At 45.9% G+C, this 19,814-nt stretch carries 22 protein-coding genes; 11 read left to right on the top strand and 11 right to left on the bottom strand.

Annotated features, from left to right (window positions below; all coding sequences use genetic code 11):
• Positions 1-119 precede the first annotated feature (119 nt).
• On the top strand, positions 120-812 hold the full coding sequence (locus QUB64_RS09430) for a chromophore lyase CpcT/CpeT (protein WP_333268105.1): 693 nt from the start codon (positions 120-122) through the stop codon (positions 810-812).
• Between the two features lie 133 nt (positions 813-945).
• On the opposite strand, the gene QUB64_RS09435 is transcribed toward QUB64_RS09430, so the two are convergent.
• Together QUB64_RS09435 and hemF are read right to left on the bottom strand one after the other, a co-directional pair.
• Positions 946-1,308, bottom strand: a complete 363-nt coding sequence (locus QUB64_RS09435; RefSeq protein ID WP_006631392.1) for an STAS domain-containing protein — start codon at positions 1,306-1,308, stop codon at positions 946-948.
• A 60-nt stretch (positions 1,309-1,368) separates the two neighbouring features.
• The gene (gene hemF, locus QUB64_RS09440) at positions 1,369-2,412 is read right to left on the bottom strand and encodes an oxygen-dependent coproporphyrinogen oxidase (protein WP_333268102.1); all 1,044 of its coding nucleotides are present in this window, start codon (positions 2,410-2,412) and stop codon (positions 1,369-1,371) included.
• A 189-nt stretch (positions 2,413-2,601) separates the two neighbouring features.
• Here hemF and QUB64_RS09445 point away from each other — a divergent pair, with 189 nt between their 5' ends.
• From QUB64_RS09445 to iscB, 3 genes are all read left to right on the top strand, one after another.
• A complete protein-coding gene (locus QUB64_RS09445) occupies positions 2,602-3,672 on the top strand; it encodes an Mrp/NBP35 family ATP-binding protein (protein WP_333268099.1) in 1,071 nt (356 codons plus the stop codon).
• A gap of 198 nt (positions 3,673-3,870) precedes the next feature.
• Positions 3,871-4,062 carry an NAD(P)H dehydrogenase subunit NdhS gene (locus QUB64_RS09450; protein WP_293185343.1) on the top strand — a complete coding sequence of 64 codons (192 nt, stop codon included), beginning with the start codon at positions 3,871-3,873 and terminating at the stop codon, positions 4,060-4,062.
• Between the two features lie 502 nt (positions 4,063-4,564).
• Positions 4,565-5,839 carry an RNA-guided endonuclease IscB gene (iscB, locus tag QUB64_RS09455; protein WP_333268097.1) on the top strand — a complete coding sequence of 425 codons (1,275 nt, stop codon included), beginning with the start codon at positions 4,565-4,567 and terminating at the stop codon, positions 5,837-5,839.
• Here iscB and QUB64_RS09460 read toward each other — a convergent pair.
• On the bottom strand, positions 5,735-6,094 hold the full coding sequence (locus tag QUB64_RS09460) for a hypothetical protein (protein WP_333394032.1): 360 nt from the start codon (positions 6,092-6,094) through the stop codon (positions 5,735-5,737). The two genes, iscB and QUB64_RS09460, sit on opposite strands and share 105 nt — an antisense overlap.
• Positions 6,095-6,125: 31 nt before the next feature.
• Between QUB64_RS09460 and QUB64_RS09465 the strand changes: the two genes are divergently transcribed.
• The 3 genes from QUB64_RS09465 to QUB64_RS09475 all read left to right on the top strand — a co-directional run bounded on the left by QUB64_RS09465 (position 6,126) and on the right by QUB64_RS09475 (position 8,376).
• Positions 6,126-6,794 (top strand): HAS-barrel domain-containing protein, encoded by a 669-nt coding sequence (locus tag QUB64_RS09465; RefSeq protein WP_333268094.1) that lies wholly within the window; start codon positions 6,126-6,128, stop codon positions 6,792-6,794.
• Between the two features lie 127 nt (positions 6,795-6,921).
• Positions 6,922-8,199: a serine/threonine-protein kinase gene (locus QUB64_RS09470; RefSeq protein WP_333268092.1), complete on the top strand. Its 1,278-nt coding sequence runs from the start codon at positions 6,922-6,924 to the stop codon at positions 8,197-8,199.
• A 45-nt stretch (positions 8,200-8,244) separates the two neighbouring features.
• Positions 8,245-8,376 carry a hypothetical protein gene (locus tag QUB64_RS09475; RefSeq protein WP_333268090.1) on the top strand — a complete coding sequence of 44 codons (132 nt, stop codon included), beginning with the start codon at positions 8,245-8,247 and terminating at the stop codon, positions 8,374-8,376.
• Positions 8,377-8,695: 319 nt separating this feature from the next.
• On the opposite strand, the gene QUB64_RS09480 is transcribed toward QUB64_RS09475, so the two are convergent.
• The 6 genes from QUB64_RS09480 to QUB64_RS09500 all read right to left on the bottom strand — a co-directional run bounded on the left by QUB64_RS09480 (position 8,696) and on the right by QUB64_RS09500 (position 12,043).
• The gene (locus QUB64_RS09480; RefSeq protein ID WP_333268088.1) at positions 8,696-8,899 is read right to left on the bottom strand and encodes a hypothetical protein; all 204 of its coding nucleotides are present in this window, start codon (positions 8,897-8,899) and stop codon (positions 8,696-8,698) included.
• Positions 8,896-9,240, bottom strand: a complete 345-nt coding sequence (locus tag QUB64_RS09485; protein ID WP_333268086.1) for a hypothetical protein — start codon at positions 9,238-9,240, stop codon at positions 8,896-8,898. The genes QUB64_RS09480 and QUB64_RS09485 overlap by 4 nt, the downstream gene beginning before the upstream one ends.
• Before the next feature lie 209 nt (positions 9,241-9,449).
• Entirely contained in the window at positions 9,450-10,670 is a 1,221-nt protein-coding gene (locus QUB64_RS09490; protein WP_333268084.1) for a tetratricopeptide repeat protein, read from the bottom strand.
• Positions 10,664-11,221, bottom strand: a complete 558-nt coding sequence (locus QUB64_RS09495) for a S1 family peptidase (RefSeq protein WP_333268082.1) — start codon at positions 11,219-11,221, stop codon at positions 10,664-10,666. The genes QUB64_RS09490 and QUB64_RS09495 overlap by 7 nt, the downstream gene beginning before the upstream one ends.
• A gap of 292 nt (positions 11,222-11,513) precedes the next feature.
• Positions 11,514-11,690, bottom strand: coding sequence for a hypothetical protein (locus QUB64_RS32935; RefSeq protein WP_442921642.1), 177 nt, complete (start codon positions 11,688-11,690; stop codon positions 11,514-11,516).
• Positions 11,636-12,043: a COP23 domain-containing protein gene (locus tag QUB64_RS09500; RefSeq protein WP_333268080.1), complete on the bottom strand. Its 408-nt coding sequence runs from the start codon at positions 12,041-12,043 to the stop codon at positions 11,636-11,638. The genes QUB64_RS32935 and QUB64_RS09500 overlap by 55 nt, the downstream gene beginning before the upstream one ends.
• Positions 12,044-12,055: 12 nt before the next feature.
• Between QUB64_RS09500 and QUB64_RS09505 the strand changes: the two genes are divergently transcribed.
• On the top strand, positions 12,056-12,466 hold the full coding sequence (locus QUB64_RS09505) for a Rieske (2Fe-2S) protein (RefSeq protein ID WP_333268079.1): 411 nt from the start codon (positions 12,056-12,058) through the stop codon (positions 12,464-12,466).
• A gap of 151 nt (positions 12,467-12,617) precedes the next feature.
• On the opposite strand, the gene QUB64_RS09510 is transcribed toward QUB64_RS09505, so the two are convergent.
• Positions 12,618-15,563: a TIGR02921 family PEP-CTERM protein gene (locus QUB64_RS09510; protein WP_333268076.1), complete on the bottom strand. Its 2,946-nt coding sequence runs from the start codon at positions 15,561-15,563 to the stop codon at positions 12,618-12,620.
• Entirely contained in the window at positions 15,541-17,091 is a 1,551-nt protein-coding gene (gene xrtO / locus QUB64_RS09515; RefSeq protein ID WP_333268073.1) for an exosortase O, read from the bottom strand. Before xrtO ends, QUB64_RS09510 begins: the two co-directional genes overlap by 23 nt.
• Before the next feature lie 142 nt (positions 17,092-17,233).
• Between xrtO and smpB the strand changes: the two genes are divergently transcribed.
• From smpB to QUB64_RS09530, 3 genes are all read left to right on the top strand, one after another.
• Positions 17,234-17,701 carry an SsrA-binding protein SmpB gene (gene smpB, locus QUB64_RS09520; RefSeq protein WP_332948373.1) on the top strand — a complete coding sequence of 156 codons (468 nt, stop codon included), beginning with the start codon at positions 17,234-17,236 and terminating at the stop codon, positions 17,699-17,701.
• Between the two features lie 929 nt (positions 17,702-18,630).
• Entirely contained in the window at positions 18,631-19,356 is a 726-nt protein-coding gene (locus tag QUB64_RS09525) for a tetratricopeptide repeat protein (RefSeq protein WP_333268070.1), read from the top strand.
• On the top strand, positions 19,353-19,580 hold the full coding sequence (locus QUB64_RS09530; RefSeq protein WP_333268068.1) for an Osc7112_2153 family protein: 228 nt from the start codon (positions 19,353-19,355) through the stop codon (positions 19,578-19,580). Before QUB64_RS09525 ends, QUB64_RS09530 begins: the two co-directional genes overlap by 4 nt.
• Positions 19,581-19,814 lie beyond the last annotated feature (234 nt).

A 19,814-nucleotide genomic window follows, 5' to 3' on the forward strand; every position in this document is an offset into this window, starting at 1 on the left:
TCATAGCTTAGCTGGGATCGCTCCTAAATCCCATCTTCTGACTTGCCCGGCCCTGTTCGGGCAACTCATACCACAATCATATTTTACTGTCAAGCCCAATCGTCAAAAATCGAACGAACATGACAATTTCTCCTGAATTAAGAGCTTTAGCCCAATACATGGCGGGCGAATTTGACAACCGAGAACAAGCGCTAGCAGATCCGGCGTGGTACGTCCACCTACGTTTTTGGCAAAGACCGCTGCCCGTTGCTCTATTTTCCGAGCCCAGCATTGCCCTGTTTGCCGAACAAGCCAATATTCTGGAACTAGACAAGCCCTACCGCCCCCGCATCGTGCAACTGAGGCACGTTCAGGGAGCGCCAGGACTTATAGAAGCTCAGTATTATATGTTTAAGGACATTGCAGCCGTCAAAGGAGCGGGTCGCCATCCTGAGTTGCTCGAAAAGCTAACTAGCGAGCAAATCGAACTCCTCCCGGGCTGCACCCTCTCGGTTGCGGTGCAAAATTTAGGTTCAAACCGCTATCGCTTTCGGGCATCTCTGCCTCCGGGCACTCGCTGCGGCTTTACCTACGACGGGCAAAATTACCAAGTAGACTTGGGATTTGAAGCCGCAGGCGAGGAATTTCTAAGCTACGACAAAGGAATAAACCCCACGACAGGTAAGGCTATCTGGGGAGCTTTAATGGGCCCTTTTAGATTTGTCAAGCGTCAGGATTTTGCTTCTGAAATATTGGCCAATACGCTTGGGATCGGATCGGACGGCGGTTTAAACCGCGTAAGCGTCAAACTTTCGTCCGCCTCCGCGGACTAAAGACGAAGAGCGCGTAATTTTCACCACCCGGTCTTCAACCTGCGGAGGCACGTGCAAGTTTGTGTAGACGCGATTTCAATCGCCCGGTCTTCTTAAATTGTCCTTACACCAAAACCGATGTCAGCAAGAGCAATCAACTTGCGCGCGGCACCCCCTCTAGAGCTTCTTCTTCCGTCTCAAAGATTTCAAACACAGAATCCATCATGGTGACTTCAAACACCAGTTTGGCTTCTGGATGAACATTGCAAATGCGGAAACTGCCCTTAACTTTATCCGCATCGCGCATACCTGCAACCAACGAGGTCAGGCCAGAACTATCGATAAAGTTTACCTGACCAAGATTCACGACGACATGACGGCTGAGTTTGGAAATACACTCTTGCAACTTGAGGCGGAATTGCCAAGCTGTCGTGATGTCCAACCGTCCTGTCGGTGCTAAGACGATAACTGTTGTACCGTCTTGAAGCGTGTGGGTTTTTTGATCAATATGAATCACTGACCCTTCCCTCAAATTTATTACTATTTATCGCGGTGGTTACTTTCTCAGTAGTTTAACTCAGGTCGGTGACTGCTGAGGCAACCAATTCGCCCAATCTTGCGGTTTTAAGAACTTTGAGTAGAGTTCGGCTTCTGGAGAGTTGGGTTCTGGCTCGTAGCAATATTCCCAGCGTACCAGAGGTGGCAGGGACATCAGAATCGATTCGGTGCGTCCGTTGGTCTGCAAGCCAAAGGTCGTGCCCCGATCGTACACTAAGTTAAATTCAACGTAACGGCCGCGGCGGTAAAGTTGGAAATCGCGCTCGCGATCGCCGTATGCTTTCGATCGGTGTTTTTCAACAATTGGGGTGTAAGCCGGCAAAAATGCGCGGCCGCAGTCCTGTACGAAGGCGAACAGCGACTCCCAGCTTCTGGGTTCTGGGTGTCCGGCATTCTTGCTGTACTCAGCAGCTTTCCCTTTGACATTCTGGTCGCGGTAAAGCGGGCCTTGAGCGTTTTGGTAGTCAAAAAACAAGCCGCCGATGCCGCGAGTTTCTTGGCGGTGCGGGAGGTAGAAATATTCGTCGCACCAGAGTTTAAAAGTCGGATAATAGTCCGAATGGTGTTTGTCGCAAGCTGCTTTGAGAGTTTTGTGGAAATGAGCTGCATCCTCATCCAACAGGTAATAAGGAGTCAAATCGACACCGCCGCCAAACCACCAAATCGGGCCTGCCTCAAAATAGCGGTAATTCAGGTGAACCGTAGGCAAATAGGGATTGCGGGGGTGCAGCACCATCGAAGTACCAGTGGCGTAGAAATCGTGACCGGCAGCTTCTGGGTGCTTGGCCAGAATCAAAGCTGGCAAACTTTCGCCCCAAACTTGGGAAAAGTTGACTCCGCCTTGTTCAAACACATTGCCTTCGCGCATAACGCGAGAACGTCCGCCCCCGCCTTCGGAGCGTTCCCAAGAGTCCTCTTTAAATTTGCCGCCGCCATCGACCTGTTCGAGGGCTTGACAAATTTCGTCTTGTAGGCTTTTCATAAATTGGCTGACTCTAGCTCTAGAGTCAGCGGGTGGCAAAAACGGGGAAGTTGCGGTTTTAAGTGTTGTAGAAACTGTCATAAAATTTCTGTTGTCAGATTTGAGTTTTAGATGGGCGATGATTCCCAAATCCAGTAGTCCTGTAATTATGCCACCGCAGGTCTGCAAATGATCGCAATGAAGATACATTAAAAAATAGCAACAAAAATATACTTAAACTTGCGATCGAAAATTCGTTGACCCAATTGCAGAGCTATGGTGGAGAACACAATGCCCAACACACTCGATATTAGTTCAGTCTTAGAAATCCTGCGACCCGTGCAAGACCCCGAACTGCAAAAGAGTTTGGTGGAATTGAACATGATTCGTAACATTAAAATTGACGGCGGTGTCGTCAGTTTTACTTTAGTGCTGACAACGCCTGCTTGCCCCCTGCGAGAATTTATTGTCGAAGATTGCCAAAAAGCGGTCAAACAGTTGCCAGGAGTCGAAAAAGTGGCCGTGGAGGTGACAGCCGAGACCCCGCAACAAAAGGGAGTAGTCGATCGCCAAGGCATAGAAGGCGTTAAAAATATTATCGCAATTTCCAGCGGCAAAGGGGGCGTCGGCAAAAGCACAGTGGCGGTGAATGTAGCTGTAGCCCTGGCGCAAACCGGCGCAAAGGTGGGTTTGCTGGATGCCGATATCTACGGGCCCAACGACCCAAATATGTTGGGGCTGGGGGACGCAAAAGTAATGGTGAGGGACGGAAAAACCGGAGAAACCCTCGAGCCCGCTTTCAACTACGGCGTCAAATTAGTGTCGATGGCGTTTTTAATTGACAAAGACCAACCCGTGATTTGGCGCGGCCCGATGTTGAACGGCATCATCCGACAGTTCCTCTACCAGGCGAATTGGGGCGATTTAGACTATCTGATTGTCGATATGCCTCCGGGTACGGGAGACGCACAATTGACAATGGCGCAAGCAGTGCCGATGGCAGGTGTGGTGATTGTGACGACACCCCAGACCGTGGCTTTGTTGGACTCCCGCAAGGGGTTAAAGATGTTCCAGCAGTTGGGAGTCTCGGTATTGGGAATTGTGGAAAACATGAGCTATTTTGTGCCGCCGGATATGCCTGACAAGCAGTACGATATTTTCGGTTCCGGTGGCGGGGAAAGAACGGCGGCTGAGTTGGGAGTGCCGCTGTTAGGCCGCATTCCGCTGGAAATTCCGCTGCGGGAAGGTGGCGATTCGGGCGTACCGATTGTGGTGGGCCAACCGGGTTCTGCTTCGGCGAGGGAGTTGCGGGCGATCGCGGGTCGGATTGCTGGTAAAGTTTCCGTAGCAGCCCTAGCCTAATAGACATCTCATCCAAAAGTTCGTCAAGGGCAGGCTCTCCGGCCTGCCCCACAAGAGTTTTTGGGAGAAGTCTCACAAACTTTCGTTTCCCAGCTTTGTCTCCTGTTGGCGAAGCTTTGCCTAATTCCCGAGATCTGCTTGGGAACTAGAAACGAGAAACGGTAAGCTATAAAGAGCAAACTTAACATTCAAAGAATTATGATTTTTCCAGGTTCGGCAGTTCGAGTTAAAGATAAGGGCGAGATTTACTACGGCTTTCAAGGACTTGTGCAGCGAGTTACCGACGGGAAAGTCGCGGTATTGTTTGAAGGTGGCAATTGGGACAAGCTGATTACGTTCCGCTTATCCCAGTTGGATATTGTGGATGCTACGGCTGGCCGCGCGAAATAGTCATTAGTCATTGGTAATTCGTAATTCGTAATTCGTAATTTTGGACTTACGCAGGGGTGGCGATCAACCGGGTTTTTAATCGAAATACGTGCTTATAACCCTCAAGTTTGGTAAAAAACCCGGTTTCTGACTACCCATATTATCAAGAGACTTGAATTGCATAAATATTTAATTGATAGAACAACCGCAGACGAAAGGCAGATCGACACAGATTAACGCAGATAATTTCAAGAATTGAGAGTCAGGAACCCCATAGCTTTCATCTAGGGGCTTGTAGACTGTCCGGCTCTTCGAGCGGGATGGAACAAGCCAAACCTGACCAGGCTCGCGTCCTTTGAGGACTCCGTTTTATGAGTCATGACACCAACGAATGCGTAGCCAGTTCGTTGCCCTGTCGCTAAAAGTTAAACAGTTTTAACGGGTTAAGACAGTGCTTTTAGCCGAAAAAGCTCATTAAACATTGCCGAGGCTAACATTACACGCGAGTAGAAGAGACGCAAAAATGTCTAATTTTATTTTTGTTCTAGACACTAAAGGCCGCCCGCTATCACCCTGTAAACCAGGATTAGGGCGCTCATTACTCAACGCAGGCAAAGCATCTGTTTTCAGGCGATTTCCCTTTAGGATAATTTTGAACAAAGAGGTTGACGCAAGTCCTGAGCCCTTAGAGATCAAACTCGATCCAGGCTCTAAAACTACTGGTATTGCCATCAAGCAGAGCGACAAGATAATCTTTGGAGCCGAGCTACAACATCGAGGGCAACAAATTCTAGAAGCATTGCTGTCTCGTCGCCAACTCAGGCGAGGAAGACGCAATCGCAAGACTCGGTATCGTCAGGCGCGATTCCTCAATCGCACCCGTCCGGATGGTTGGCTAGCTCCATCTTTACAGCATCGGGTCGAAACAACGCTCACATGGGTTCGCAAGTTGATTCGATTTGCACCCATTGCCAGCATTGTTCAAGAGCTAGTGCGGTTCGATTTGCAACTAATGCAAAATCCTGAAATCTCAGGTGTTATGTATCAGCAAGGAGAATTGCACGGTTACGAAGTCCGCGAGTATCTCTTGGAAAAATGGAATCGGCAGTGCGCTTATTGCTCGGTTGAAAATGTACCGTTTGAGATTGAGCACATTCAAGCTAAGTCAAGAGGTGGTTCCAACAGAGTTTCTAATTTGACGCTGGCTTGTCACGATTGCAATCAGAAGAAAGGTAATCAGGATGTTCGGGCATTCCTAGCGGCTAAACCCGACGTGCTAAACCGCCTTCTGAAACAGGCAAAACTACCACTCAAAGATGCGGCAGCAGTCAACTCAACCCGATGGGCGTTGTTCAATGCACTTAAAGAGACAGGATTACCTGTCACTACTGGTACAGGCGGGCAAACTAAGTTCAATCGCAATCGATTAGGCTTGCCCAAATCGCACTGGCTTGATGCTGCGTGTGTAGCTAACTTTGACACCCTCGAAGTCTTAACCTCAAAGCCGTTACTGATTACAGCAAAAGGGCATGGGATGCGGCAGATGTGCGGTACAAATAGGTATGGCTTTCCTACTCGGCACAAATCCAGAGTGCAAATCCACAAAGGGTTTCAGACTGGCGATCTTGTTAGTGCGACCGTTACCGCAGGGAAGAAAATCGGCTGCTATGTAGGGCGGGTTCTATGTCGTGCTTCAGGTAGTTTTGATATTGTAACCAAGTCTGAAAGAGTGGCTGGTATTGGTTATAAATATTGCAGTCCGATTCACAAAAAAGATGGCTATAGCTACGCATTTTGAAGAAAGTAACTTCAAGGCGACTGAAGTCGCTACCGCTTTCCTCCCCATGTCTAAAGCCAGGGGCTTCTCGCTCGTTTTTTGGTGAATGAATGCAATATTGTCTAAGGTGGCAAATTCTAAGCGTGCCGCACTGTTGCTGAAAAAAGCCATAACACAAAACCGATAACTAATGCCCCATGCCCCATGCCCTATGCCCCATGCCCCATGCCCCATGCCCCATGCCCCATGCCCCATGCCCCATGCCCCATGCCCCATGCCCCATGCCCAATGACTAATAACTAAAACTATGCGTTTACCTTTACCCCAATTTACAACAAAAGAGCGCCATCCCGATCGCATTGCCGAAGTCATCGAGACAGCAACTACGGAGTTTTTGGCTCAATGTTTAGAACCTGATGACTTGAGTTTTCCGGTGATGCCGCCTTTCGGGAGTTGGGTGAAGGCCCAAGATGAAGAATCAAAAAATCAAATCTACGGCGTGGTTTACTATGCTACCACTAGCCCGATCGACTCCGTGCACAGAGCTCGCGCCTTGGGATTGTCGCTGGAAGAGTTGCGGGAAGAACAACCGCAGATTTTTGCGATGCTCAAAACCGAGTTTCGAGTGGCGATTGTGGGGTTCGAGAAGCCCCCGGAAAGGTTGAACGGCAACGGCTCCTCTAGGGGTACAATTTATCAGTATTTGCCGCCGCGCCCGCCACAAATTCACCAGGCGGTTTATCGGTGCGAACCGGATGAGGTGATTGATTTTACGGTGCAGTTGGATTTTTTGAGGACGCTGCTGGGAGTGACTAATGCGCCGGTGGATGCGCTAATAGCGGCGACGATTCGGGAGATTTATCAGTTGCGAATGCGCGATCGATCTTGGTTGGTGGAAGCGGGCAGGAGTTTGAGTGTTTTGCTCAAGGATGATTACGACAGATTGCGGGTGATTTTGAGTCAGATTCATCCGTAGGGGACAACTGTTATAACTACAAAATCGAGATAGTCTCAACCTAGCCGTTAAAGATGACAGGTTTCCTAAACTAAACTAAGCTATCAATAGTTCAGCCCCGACACTACTGCTACCCAACATAACTCTCATGCAAGGACAAACACTCGCAGGACGCTACCACATCATAAAACACTTGGGAGGCGGTGGATTCGGTCAGACTTACCTGGCTGAAGATAAAAAGCGATCGGGTAATCTTCGGTGTGTCGTCAAGCAACTCAAGCCGCAGTTTACAGATCCGCAAACTCTAAGTATAGCTAGACGTTTATTTAAAACAGAAACAGACACCCTTCACCAACTAGGAACTCATCCTCAGATTCCCGAACTTTTGGATCATTTTGAGGAAAATCAAGAATTTTATTTAGTTCAAGAGTTGATTGAGGGGATAGATTTAAGTAAAGAAATTACTCCGGGCCAGCAGCTTAGCGAGTCTGAAGTTATGGCTATTTTGCAGGACATCGTAGAAATATTGGTATTTGTTCAGGATCACAAAGTCATCCACCGGGATATTAAACCTGCTAATTTAATGAGGCGCAATTCTGACCGCAAAATATTCTTAATTGACTTTGGGGCGGTCAAACGAATTAGCACTCAAATAGCTAACACCACAGGGCAAACTCCGCCGACTATTGGCATCGGTACTGGTGGCTATATGCCAGCGGAACAAAATAACGGACAGCCTAACTTTAGCAGCGATATCTATGCTGTGGGAGTGACTGGCATTGAATGGCTGACTGGCATACTTCCTCACGAGTTGCCAAAAAATGCTAACGGTGAAATTATTTGGCGCGCTCGCGTCCCAGTTAGCGCCGGTTTTGCTAATATTTTAAACAAAATGGTGCGCTATCATTTTCGCGATCGCTACCAGTCAGCCGCAGAGGTATTGCAAGCTTTCAACAATTTGAGGATAGTTCGACCATCTTCTACTCTAGTATCATCTCCTAACTTATTGACATTAATGAGTAACTGGACGCGAGATCATAAAATTGGTTTGCTTGGGGTTGGTTTGGCTGCTATATTTGGTGTAGCAGCATTATTTACACCAGAAATTAGAAAACTTATGGGATTGGAGGCTGCGGACAATTTGGCAAGTTATGACAATACAGTCCAAGGCATTAAAATCAAATATCCCGATAATTGGACTAAACAAGAAGAGTCTAACGCCATTACCAAAGAGGTGGTTCAATTTATTTCACCGAAAGAAAGCGAGGGCGACTTTCAAGAACGGCTGATTGTCACAGTCGAACCTACCAGCAATCAAACCCTCGATGACTATACGAATTTATCTAAGCAAGAAATCCTGAAGTTAGATAAAAATGCTAAGATAGCTAAAGAGGAAAAATCGACTTTAGCTGGCAAAAATGGGTAGAGAGTTGTTTATACAACCAAAGAAGGGAATGAAGAGTTTAAAAAATTGAATGTTTGGACGCTGAAACATGACAAGGCTTATTTGATTACCTATGAAGCGGAAGCGGGGAAGTACGATAAGTTTTTGCCGGTTGTTGAGAAAATGATTAAGTCGCTGGAAGTTCAAGACACCAAATAAATTTATTGAGGCAGTTGTCAGATTATGGTGACAGTATCAATCAAATCAGATCCCCCTCGCATCCCCCTTAAAAAGGGGGACTTTGAACCGTCTTGTCCCCCCTTTTTAAGGGGGGTTAGGGGGGCTCTCCGGGTTTAATTGCTAAAGCCATAGAAAAACACCGCAAATTAGGGGAATCAATTAGCATTTGGCAAGATGGCAAAGTAATTACTTTAACTGCAGATCGAATTCTCCCCCTGAAATTAGATAATAATAGTTAACCTTTATTTTGCCATCAAATGAGCAACAGATATTGTAGTCAAAGGATTCGGGCAATTATTTAGGATTCGGCTACTTTTTCTGGTACTCGCCGATATTTACCATCTAAACGTTCCTGTCGCTGACGGCGGTTGTCAGCTTCTAACATTGCGAGCACTTCATCTAACTGTAGCGTCCAAGCATCAAGCAGGCGACAAGATTCTCGCATTCTAGCAACATTTTGCTGTCTAGTTTCTAAATCGGGTATTCTTGGCTGTTGAGTCATGGCAGATTCCAACTCCTTTTAATTTCTTGAATACTGGCTTCTGAGGCATCGGCGATCGCCTCTCCTTGGTCTATCGTCCTATACAAAAAGTCTAGCACATCGGCTGTTGCTGCTGGTTGAGATTCTGCCACCTGTTGCAAGATTCTGTGCAAGCGGTTGTAGGGAATTCTCAGGCGTTCCTTGACATTATCAATTGCTTCTAACTCAGGCATTGTTTCCGGGGTTTCGCCAAATTGCTGTAAGAGGGAATATTCTGCTGCTGTTGCTGTGTCGAGAAGTGCGACTAACCGCTGTTGTAATTTGAAAATATTGCTGATAGTTTGGTCTGGTAATCTTGCCATTAATTTGAATTTGGAGGCTGACAAATTATCAGTATAATAGCATTGGCTGGGGCTGTGAAACCTGGTTTTTTACGAAAAATATTCGTGGCAGCCGACAGATTAGGTAAAAACCCGGTTTCTTTAGTCGCAGTGAGTAAATCCTCCCGATCGTATTCAGATTGAACGCAATCACTCAATCTGATAAATGTAAGCATCGTCAACATTGAATACTAGCGGACTGTCAAAGTGTATCTACCTCTTTCGCCTTTTTTATAAGCATTAACAACTACGATATAGCGGCCGCTGGCGGGTAAGGTGAAGGTGAGGGCTGAATTGGAATTTGATTTGCTGATGTCGTCATTTTTTGCTAACAGTTTTCCATCAGGGCCAAAGAGTGCGACATAGGTATCAAAATCGCTACTTTCTACGCTAATTGTAACTGATTGACCGGCACGACCTACAAAGCTATGTTGCTCGTACAAACTTCCATCAGAGGGAAGGGCAGAGGATCTACCGGGTATTAATGAGCTATTAGCGGTTAGTAATACGCTTGATGTTTGGGAAGTTGTTGCAGTTCCTTGAAGTATCCTAAGATTGTCAAGGACTTTTTGATAGCTCTCTCGATCTCCTTGCTGCTGCAATAAGTTGGCTGCTTTCTGAAAGTCTTGAATTGCACCCTGCTTATCTCCTAATTTAGAGCGGACAGCTCCCCGGTTGTTGTAGGCTTCGGCATCGTTAGGATTAATTCGCAAAGCTTCGTTGTAATCGGCTACAGCACCCTGCTTATCTCCTAATTTATAGCGGGCAATTCCCCGGTTGTTGTAGGCTTCGGCAAAGTTAGGATTAATTCGCAAAGCCTCGTTGTAATCGGCTATAGCACCCTGATTGTCTCCTAAACCACGGCGGGCATTTCCACGGTTGTAATAGGCTTCGGCAAAGTTAGGATTAATTCGCAAAGCTTGGTTGTAATCGGCTATAGCACCCTGATTGTCTCCTAAACCACGGCGGGCATTTCCACGGTTGCTATAGGCTAAGGCAAAGTTAGGATCAATTCGTAAAGCTTGGTTGTAATCGCCTATAGCACCCTGATTTTCTCCTAAACGACGGCGGGCAACCCCCCGATTCTGATAAGCCTTGGCATAATTAGGATTAATTTGCAAAGCTTGGTTATAATCGGCTATAGCACCCTGATAATCTCCTTTTTCATACTTATCCCCACCCTGAATATAAAAATCATCAGCCTTCGGCCCTGTTGCCACAGGTGCACTCGGAACCTTCACCCCTAAATCCACTTGAGATGAAGCCAACAATCTCAAACTCGTATTAATCGGAATCCCCAGATTAAAACCAGTCTTAGCAATTTGAATATCCTGATTAATACTGCTAGATTCCGCCGCCCTCGTATCCGCCCTCCCGTGAATTCCCACCACCTCGCCATTCTCATTCAACACCGGCCCCCGCTCATTCCCGGCAACGTATTATTACTATAAACCAACGCATAACTATCTTCTAAAGGTCGAGAAGCATTAGCAGTAATCCGCCCATCCGTGAAATTGTAAATCGAACTATTAATCGCCGCTGAAGTCTTCGGAAACCCAGCCACATAAGCAGCTTTCCCTTCTGTCGCAAAATCCGAGTTGCCAATCTTAGCAACGCTGTAAGTTTGACTGCTGGTAAACTCGACAACTGCTAAGTCAATATTTGGCAGTTTTTTGACACTGCTGTAATTGAGCAAATACCGCTTGTCATCAGGGGTGACAATCTCATATTTAGCTTGAGCATCTTTGAAAACGTGACGGGCAGTCAGCACCGTGTAAGTGTTGCCATTCCGTTTAATAATGATTCCCGAACCAGGATTTTTACTGTCAATCAGGACTGTGATTGATTTAGCTATTTTGCCTACTTCATCAGCAGATATTGCGAAAACTGCGGTTGGTTGTGCGATGACAATAGTTGCAACTGTACCGATTAAGGCGATGGGAAGTTTGTTAGAGAAGTTCATTGATTTTATTTGTTAATAGAAGAGATGACTTCAACAGAAGTTAATTTATACCTTGGGAAATCTCATTTTTATCGAAGGCTCGCTCCCCCTAAATCCTCCTTAATAAAGGGGACTTTGAGTTGTCCTGTGTTTCTATCGTTTTTAGAGAAGGCTCGATCCCCCTAAATCCCCCTTAATAAGGGGGACTTTAAATGCTCTCTTGTCCCCCCCTTACTAAGGGGGGCTAGGGGGGATCTCCGGGTTGGAAAACACGCGCTAGGGGGATCGATCGCCCATAATGAATACGAATCGACTATGGTGAAATAGGAGAAACATTTTCCTCAACAGGTGTCTCCTCCAGATATCTATCCACATCAACAGAACCAGGCCCAGTTTCAGATAGTACATATCCAGAGGCCAACCCGCGACGATCCCTCAATCTTTGCAAAGTAGCATCAGCATCACTCCCCCGCTTGAGAGTGAATAGCAAAGTCCTATTCGTACAACTATCGTCTTTGTTAACAGCAGCACCACCGGTTCTCCGTTCAGAATTCCAGTGTTAATATATTTGAGAGTACCGTTGTCGTAGTTTCGCTGAAATCTTCGACCTACCTCTTGGCAGCGTTTTTGGGCCGTCCACGGCGGTGGAAAATAGTTGTTAGAAGTCCAGCGGACGAGTGGCACATTCCCCCGTGGGGTGCGAACCAAGGTGACAGGCTGTCTGTTGAGAGTAGCGCAGAAAAAGCTATTATTTCCCGCACGGCTGGGTTGACAAAACAGCGCAGTTGTGCTAGTAGAAACTACTAACCCTGTCAGGAGTCCCGTCAAGATTTTGAATTTCATAAATAGAAATTTTTGATATATTATCTCATAGCTGAGCTACATTTGCTACCTGGAACTTATCCTGATGCTCAGGGCGATCGCCAATCAGTCTGTCATAATTTATTTAAACCAAAAAATCATATGTGGGTAGAGATAACGGCGCTAAATCAAGTTCCAGAATTGGGTATTTTGAAGGTGAAAGTTGAGGATACTTCGCTGATTTTGAATCGCCAAGGTGCGAAGGTGACTTGTTACCGCAATGCTTGCTCTCATTTGGAATATCCGATCGATATGGGGAAAGTAAGTAATGGCATCATTACTTGTCCGTTTCACAAATTTCAGTTCAAGTTAGATACTGGTAAATGTTTGAATTCACCCGATTCCTTGGAATCTTACCCGGTCAAGATTGAGGGCGAGATCGTTTTTGTAGAAATTGGTTCGTAGTAATGACTTTAGTCCTTATTACTCGTTATCAGGCTCTGCCTGATAACGCATATCCGGAGGCTCTGCCTCCATTTTCATCTTTCCAAAGCGAGGCAGAGCCTCGCTTATATCGGTTCCCCGGCAGAGCCTGGGAACCAGTTGATTGCAGAGTTCAACCAATCATTTTCGCGCGTCGCTGGCGGAGGAAAACCGCTAAAAGCCCGATCGCCCCAACGATCAAAAGCAGCCATTCTTCCGGCTCAGGAACCCCAGAAACGTTGAGAGGATTGTTCGGTTTGCTCAACTGTTCCTTACCAGATTCTACCTTGCGATCGAATCGATCGCTCTTAGCTTCCGCCGCCTTTAGCTGCTGTCTTTGCTCGTCATTAACCAACACAATCATCGAAGAATACGGTGTCACCACCTTAAAGGTTTTAGCCAACGAGTGCATCGCATCCAACTGAGTCAACTGATTGGCAGTTTTCTCTTTGCTAAGTGCGGTTATCAACTGCCGCGCAGCTATCGGTTTAAAACCCTCATTTGGATCGTCTGTGATTTTCGCCACCGCTGTCGCCGCCTTCGGAGTTTTGCTGTAACTCCAAACATAGCCATCAACAACACTGATTGCAGACTTACCCGAAGCTGCTGTCGTCGCCACTCGCTGCATCGCCTCTTTGATATCCGTAGAAACTCCGCCGCCGCTATCTTGAATCAGCTTTAAAGTTCCATCGTCATAGCCTGGGGGCAAACCTCCCAAATGCACTGTCCACAGGGGTGCAGCTAGGGAAACGCTGATTTTGCGATCGTCCGATAACTCGTAGCTGTGGCGATCGCTCACCAAGAATACAGTATCGTAAGTTCGATCGCCGCGCAACTGTGCAAACTGTTGCAGAATATCCTTAAGTTGGAGCGTACCATAAAACGTCAACTTTCCAACATCAAAACTCCGCAAATCTTCCACCAACTTCGGCGGCATCCCCGCAGCACTAGCCACATACAAATCAACCGTATTTCCTTTTAAACTATTCGCTTTCAACCATTCAAAATTCTCCTTAACCTCCTTCGTTTCCCCCGCCATGCTGCGGGAAGTATCGAGAATCACTGCCAACTTTTTGCCCCGCGGCAGCGAGTAATTTGCCTCAACCAGCGGCTTAGCCGAAATCGTATTTTCTCCCGGCAAATTTGCTAAACGCGGTATTGGTTGCTGCTGCGAAACTGCTGGCACAAATCCCGGCAGCCAAGTTTCCTTGGCCTCTTTCAGGCTGTATTTAATCTCCTTTCCTGCTACTACTCGGCGAGTATTTTGATTCCAAAAAATATTGCGTTTTTCAGCCAACTTCGGCATCGCCCAACCCTGCGGCTGTCGCATCACTTTGTAAGTCAGCCACAGATTCATCTCCGTTGGTGCGTCAGTTTGCGTGCGCGAAAACTCTCGTTTAGCAGGGATGGGAAAAGCTCGCAAGCGGTATTGTTTCGGGCCAATTTGTTCGAGCAAAGCCGGATCTACGCTTTCTCTCACCTGCTGGTTGTAAACTTGTTGTGCGGCACCTCGGGGCGACACAGTAAATGCAAAACGCCTTTTCAAATCGCCAGTATCGCCCAGCCAAACTCCGGTAACTGCGGCGCTTTCCGGCAGAGAGAAGTAATAGAATACTTCTTGCAAGTTGGGCGTTTGATTTTTGTAAACTTCGTAGAGTTGAACGTCAGCCCAATCGCCCTTTTCTGTGACTGTAACTTCTTGCGACTGCAACCATACTTTTTCCTCATTGACATTCAGCAAACCTGCTTTAGCTTCTTCGCGGTTAGATGTTGACTGCACTGCGTGCTTTACTGCTGCTGCGTCGCCTTTTTGGATTTCGGTATCGAAGAATCCAGCGTAGAGTTTTTCGGCTTTTTTAACATCGGAACCTGAGCCTTGATACAAAAACGGCGACATTAAAAAATTATAGCTGTTCTGCACGTTGCGAGCCGCTCCGTCAGGCAAACTGAAAGTATTTTTGTACATCTCATAAATGTGGTTGTTTTCTCCCACAGTGCTGAGATAGCGGTACGGAGATAAATAAGCGTTAACTAAGCCGGATCGAATCAGATCGGACTTGGCTAATAAAGTTTGACGCGCAGTCTCATTGGCTGCGGGAGTAGCCAGAATTTTCATCGCTTGAATTTGGGGCTGCTGTAGCAAAGCTGCGAAAATCGCCAGCCAAGCCGCCATAACTCCCAAGCTGCCCATTATTGCTTGATTTTTTCCGTATTGGGAAGCGAAACTGTTTAATATTTTGCGCCCGGATTGGATGTACAGAAAGCCGTAAAGGGAAGGCATTACCACGAATAAGCTGGAGGTAAAACCAAACAAAATCAAGGATAATGGTAGCCACCAAATTATCTCAAATGAAATGTATTGTAGAGAGTTGAGCAGTGGTACTACCCAGGCAAAACTAAAAAATGCAACAGTTATCGTAAGTGCGACAGGTAGAGCATAAAACATCAGCAAGGTTGCCGCCCAAGTTCCCACTAACAACATTAAGCTGTGAAATGCTAACTGTATCCACGCACTGCGCTTGTTTCCCATGAATCCAATCGAACTTGGCTTTCTGTTGACAGCATCTTGAGAGGAGTTACCCACTCCGATAGAAGAAACCGGGTTTTTTACCTCAACTGTGGGCTGTAACGAAGTATTATCGTAAAAAAACCCGGTTTCTGGCCGCCCGTTTTCTATTTTTCCCAAATATCCGTACAGCATTTCGACTAAAAATGCTGCGATGCACAAAACGATTGTTGCGATAATTAGCGAGCTGGCTGGATTCAGTTCTCGCAGCAAAAATAGCCTGATTAAGCAGAGTAAAAATAACGGCGCTTCTACTCCGTAAAACAAGCGCATTAGCTGTAGCGGTTGCTTTTGAAAACGCCTTGCTCCGACTATGGTAGATATTGTCGGCACTGCTATCAGTGCTGTTAGGGTTAAGGAAAATTCAAGGGGAATAATTCCCTCTATTGTTGCTTGAATTAAGGGAATTGCCAGGTAGGGCAAAATTCCTAGATAAACAATTGACAAAAATGTCAGGTTCCACACCCAGAAAATTATTTTGAAAATTGCATCAAATACTTGCTTTGCTTTCATTTTTTGCTCCTGTTAAGCTTTGTTTTACAGCATTGTGTACGCGGGCAGTAAACTCTTCTACCTCAGGACTATCTGGATTTACGGCACTGTCAAAAAGAATGGAAACTAGCACCCAAGTCTGATTGCGATGGGTGATGTCGCTGCCGATGCGCGACAAGAAGTTATCCGTTGTTTGCCCTGAAGATTGCAGCCAGTATGCAGCGGATAGTTGGTTGTCCCTCAGATACAGCCAGCGAGCGGTTACGGCAGGAGTTAGCTGTTTTTGTTCTATGCGATTGACGGAGATGCCGCTGGTGACAAAGCACAATTCTGGTGCGTGATAAGTCTGCCAAGATGTGCTGGCTACTGCGAGCATGGAACCGTGCAAGTTACCTGAGACAAATCTCTTTTTTTCTGCTTTTGTGTCTGGGTAATTGCCGAAGAATCTTTGTTCGCTGGGATTCAGGGGGATGGCTTCGGATATAATTTGTGTTGGTAGTTGTAAAGGGGCGATCGCTATTTTTGTACTTTCTACATGATACAATTGAGAAATTACTGCCAAAACAGCCACCGTCGCAATTAGTCCGGGTTTTGCCAGAGGCTGATTTTTGAGTATTTCCGAATCTCGTTGCGAGTTAAAATCAATTTGTTTTGTGGTCGGAAATTTAGGAACTTTTTGCAGCATCAACCAACTTAAAAAACAAGCGCAAACTAAACCGACAATTCCCAAGGGGACGTGCAGGATTTCGGCATAAGTTGGCTGTTGGAAAACTTGGGCGACTAACACTAAGACCGCAACCCGCAAAGCGTTAGCAGACACTAACATTAAAAAGTTAGCAGCGCATACTGCCAGCCATTTAAAATTCAATTGGCGGCCTTCTAACCAGGTGGCAGCTAGCAAAAATAGCGTCCCGACTAAGAGTGTTTTAATGCCGCTGCAAGGTACGTCAACGTGAGCGATGCCGTTTTCCAAAACGATGATATCGTAGGAAGAAATAGCCCCGATTTGGAAAATAGAGAGAAATTTTTCTACTACCTGAGCAGTTAGCACTCGCGCCGGCAAACCCAATCCGCTATTAAACTGACTGTTGAATGGTAAAATACAGGCCAGCAAGCCCGCAACTGGCAAGTTTTTTCGCCAAAAGTTCGGCTCCGCAAACAAGCCGCACAGCCCGTAAGTTCCGAGGATAAATAGCATTACGCTAACTTGTGGGATATTAATTGTGCACCCAAGGGCGATCGACAAAACACCTGCACCCAACATCAACAGCAGCGGATTGCGCCTCAAAACGATGTTTGGGGAAAGGGCGAGCGGCCGATCGCCCGAACTGAGCGATCGCCCTACTAATGCTACAATCAGAAAACCAATTGCTATCTTGTAAAGTGTCGGTATCTCAACAAACGAGGATAACAGCCACTTAACAGCCGAGATATTGGCGCAAAACCAAGCAAGCGCCAGCAAAAAAGGAGCCAGCCAAACCAAATTAACCGCCTGAGGGGGACTAACAGAATCGGGAATTCCCGAATCGGGAATGTTGGTGCGTTGCATGATACCGCTTGACATTCACATTGGTGACATCTTATCTCAGCAAAATTGGTAATGCCTAGACCGATTATTTAAGTTTTGTCAAGCTTCTATTTCCTCTACAGAGATGCTAGCTAGCGTTATAATGATTTTAGCGGAGGTAAAAATGAGCGAAAAAAGTCCTGGATACAAAATTCTTAGCGATAATCGACAAGCGCGCCATCTGTATGAAATTATAGATACATATCAGGTGGGCATCGAGCTAAAAGGAACCGAAGTCAAATCTATTCGGGAAGGAAAAGCCAATTTGCGGGACGGATACGCCTTGGTGAAGAACGGGGAAATATGGTTGATCAACGTTCATATTTCGCCCTGGAGAAGTGCTAGCAACTATTTTAATCACGAGCCTCGCCGCACCCGCAAATTGCTGATGCACAAGCAAGAAATTCGCAAATTAATCGGCAAAGTGGAAGAAAAAGGCTTGACTTTAGTGCCTTTAAAAATGTATTTGAAAGGTGGCTGGGTAAAACTTGATATCGGTTTGGGGAAAGGGAAAAAACTGCACGACAAGCGCGAAGATTTGAAGAAACGCGAAGACAAGCGGGATATGGAACGTGCGATGAAGCAATTTTAGTCATCAGCGATCAGTCATCAGTCATTAGTCATTAGTCATTAGTCATTAGTCATTAGTAGCTGTAGGGTGCGGATCCATTAAAAATCCCTCAATAAAAATCGACAATCTCATGGATCCGCACCTGGGTTCTTCAAAGGCCGCTGTAAACAATCCTCCGTTTCAGTCCGCACCAACATGATGTTGTAGCAAGACTTGAGAGAAATGGTATAAATCAGAGGCGATTATCTGTAGGGAAACGGCAATGCTTTGTCCGGCGCGGGACAGGCGCGAATGAAAGATAATTTGGATCAGATTGAGGATTGTAGCAATACATTTTCAAATTGGTATTATTTGAGATTTATTCTGGTTAATTAGTCATCATAAAATTGTTCGATATCCCCATTTAGAATTTTGAGGACGGATGTCTTCACTATAAAGTTAATTAGAGTTATTTCAGCGCAATCGATTTTATCTATTATACCATTTCTAAAGATATTGGCTACAAAATAATAGTTTGGTTTGTTTACGAGGCCGAGAGTTTGTCAGGTGCGTCGCTGTAAGATTGTCGATTTTTATTGAGAGATTTTTGATGGATCCGCACCCTACAACTACTCGATTTTTATGCCCTGATACAGTCACATACTGTCGAGCGCCATTATGACTAAGTATTATTACTTATAAGACTGCCAAAATCCTGCCCGCTGCCCTCTGCCCGCTTGCTTCTTGCTAATTTCTGAAAATATCCGGATTGCTTGTGGAGTCTCAGGAAGGATCAACTTATGCTCGAATACATCTAGGTAGTCGCAGCATGACGCAAGCATTCGGCTGTGGAGTTGCAAACTAGAGCTCAGAAATCGGCTCAAGCCTGAGTCATTTCGTAAGATTATGATGCCATGAGGGTGGCAATTAAATATCGACCAGTAAATATCCCCCAACTCTCAAGTTAAAATATGCTAAAAACGACACCATTAGCTAACATTTTTAATGTTATGAAAGAGCCAGCAAAAAAGCATCATCACTCCAAGTGGGCGGCATTCCTGCTGATGCTAACAGTAGGCTTGGGCGGCTGGCAATTTGGGTTGCCGGAACTCGCATCACTTTTTAATAATATGGGGTTGGAAAACTACAAAGGCAATCGATTGGCTGATACTCAACAAGCCTATGAGTTAGCGCTCTCCGTAGACCCCAAAAGCCGACCAGCTTTGTACAATTTGGGATGGCTTTGCGAAGAGGTGCAAGATTTAGAATGCGCCCGAGGAAAATATCTGCAAGCTGCCAAACTCGGTATGCCTGCTGCTTACAGCAATCTAGCTCGATTATATATAGTAGAGAAGAAAAACTATCCTGCGGCCGTTCACTTGCTGTTCCAAGGTTTGAAATTAGCTGAGGACGATCGAGTAAAATATTCTTTACTCAAAAATTTGGGATGGGCTCGGCTGAAACAGGGTCGATATTCCGAGGCATTGCAACATCTGGATGCAGCGATTAAACTTGATAGTGAAAGACCAGCAACTTACTGCTTAAAAGCGCAAGTCCTAGAAGGGATGAAAAAAACTAAGGAAGCGCTACCGCAGTGGAAAACTTGTCTAAAGTATGCGGATTCCCAAGAATTCGATGAGGATATATGGATAGGAATGGCACGTCAACGATTAAAAGAGGAAAAAACAAATAAATGAAACGCACAGTTTTGTTTTCATCAACCATACTGGCAATTATCACGGTACTGGAGCTAAGTCAAGCCTCAACAGCACTGCCAACTCCTGCGACTGTTAAACCTACTGTTAATGAATCAGTCGAAACGCTGTTAAACTCGAATCAGTCAACGTGGCGGCAGTGCAAAGATAGAGATGGATATTATAGGTGTCCGAATTTGGTCATGCCTTCGGAGAGCGAAGAATAAGAGTTATTTTCAAGGAATTGTGTAGAGTACGCCATCAGCACTTGACACCAACAGGTATGTAGTATGTAGTAGTGTTATGTAGGTGCGCCGTGCGCACCTTATACGATTTTAGATTTGAGATTAAATAATTGAAGAATTAGAAATGACTTATGACTATCATGGTTTGCAGCTTGCATAAAGCTGCATTCTTTTTTTGAACTGGTATCACTATTGATAATTGCTTTTTTCCTACAG

It is taken from the genome of Microcoleus sp. Aus8_D2, from assembly GCF_036702665.1.
Lineage (GTDB): Bacteria > Cyanobacteriota > Cyanobacteriia > Cyanobacteriales > Microcoleaceae > Microcoleus.

What these genes read in the sequence shown, in the direction of transcription:
- hemF (WP_333268102.1), bottom strand. Translation starts at nt 2,412, where the DNA reads ATGACAGTTTCTACAACACTTAAAACCGCAACTTCCCCGTTTTTGCCA.
- QUB64_RS09510 (WP_333268076.1), bottom strand. Translation starts at nt 15,563, where the DNA reads ATGAAAGCAAAGCAAGTATTTGATGCAATTTTCAAAATAATTTTCTGG.
- xrtO (WP_333268073.1), bottom strand. Translation starts at nt 17,091, where the DNA reads ATGCAACGCACCAACATTCCCGATTCGGGAATTCCCGATTCTGTTAGT.
- QUB64_RS09450 (WP_293185343.1), top strand. Translation starts at nt 3,871, where the DNA reads ATGATTTTTCCAGGTTCGGCAGTTCGAGTTAAAGATAAGGGCGAGATT.
- iscB (WP_333268097.1), top strand. Translation starts at nt 4,565, where the DNA reads ATGTCTAATTTTATTTTTGTTCTAGACACTAAAGGCCGCCCGCTATCA.
- QUB64_RS09485 (WP_333268086.1), bottom strand. Translation starts at nt 9,240, where the DNA reads ATGGCAAGATTACCAGACCAAACTATCAGCAATATTTTCAAATTACAA.
- QUB64_RS09470 (WP_333268092.1), top strand. Translation starts at nt 6,922, where the DNA reads ATGCAAGGACAAACACTCGCAGGACGCTACCACATCATAAAACACTTG.
- QUB64_RS09525 (WP_333268070.1), top strand. Translation starts at nt 18,631, where the DNA reads ATGCTAAAAACGACACCATTAGCTAACATTTTTAATGTTATGAAAGAG.
- QUB64_RS09430 (WP_333268105.1), top strand. Translation starts at nt 120, where the DNA reads ATGACAATTTCTCCTGAATTAAGAGCTTTAGCCCAATACATGGCGGGC.
- QUB64_RS09445 (WP_333268099.1), top strand. Translation starts at nt 2,602, where the DNA reads ATGCCCAACACACTCGATATTAGTTCAGTCTTAGAAATCCTGCGACCC.
- QUB64_RS09460 (WP_333394032.1), bottom strand. Translation starts at nt 6,094, where the DNA reads ATGGGGCATGGGGCATGGGGCATGGGGCATGGGGCATGGGGCATGGGG.
- QUB64_RS09495 (WP_333268082.1), bottom strand. Translation starts at nt 11,221, where the DNA reads ATGAACTTCTCTAACAAACTTCCCATCGCCTTAATCGGTACAGTTGCA.
- QUB64_RS09530 (WP_333268068.1), top strand. Translation starts at nt 19,353, where the DNA reads ATGAAACGCACAGTTTTGTTTTCATCAACCATACTGGCAATTATCACG.
- smpB (WP_332948373.1), top strand. Translation starts at nt 17,234, where the DNA reads ATGAGCGAAAAAAGTCCTGGATACAAAATTCTTAGCGATAATCGACAA.
- QUB64_RS09465 (WP_333268094.1), top strand. Translation starts at nt 6,126, where the DNA reads ATGCGTTTACCTTTACCCCAATTTACAACAAAAGAGCGCCATCCCGAT.
- QUB64_RS09480 (WP_333268088.1), bottom strand. Translation starts at nt 8,899, where the DNA reads ATGACTCAACAGCCAAGAATACCCGATTTAGAAACTAGACAGCAAAAT.
- QUB64_RS09500 (WP_333268080.1), bottom strand. Translation starts at nt 12,043, where the DNA reads ATGAAATTCAAAATCTTGACGGGACTCCTGACAGGGTTAGTAGTTTCT.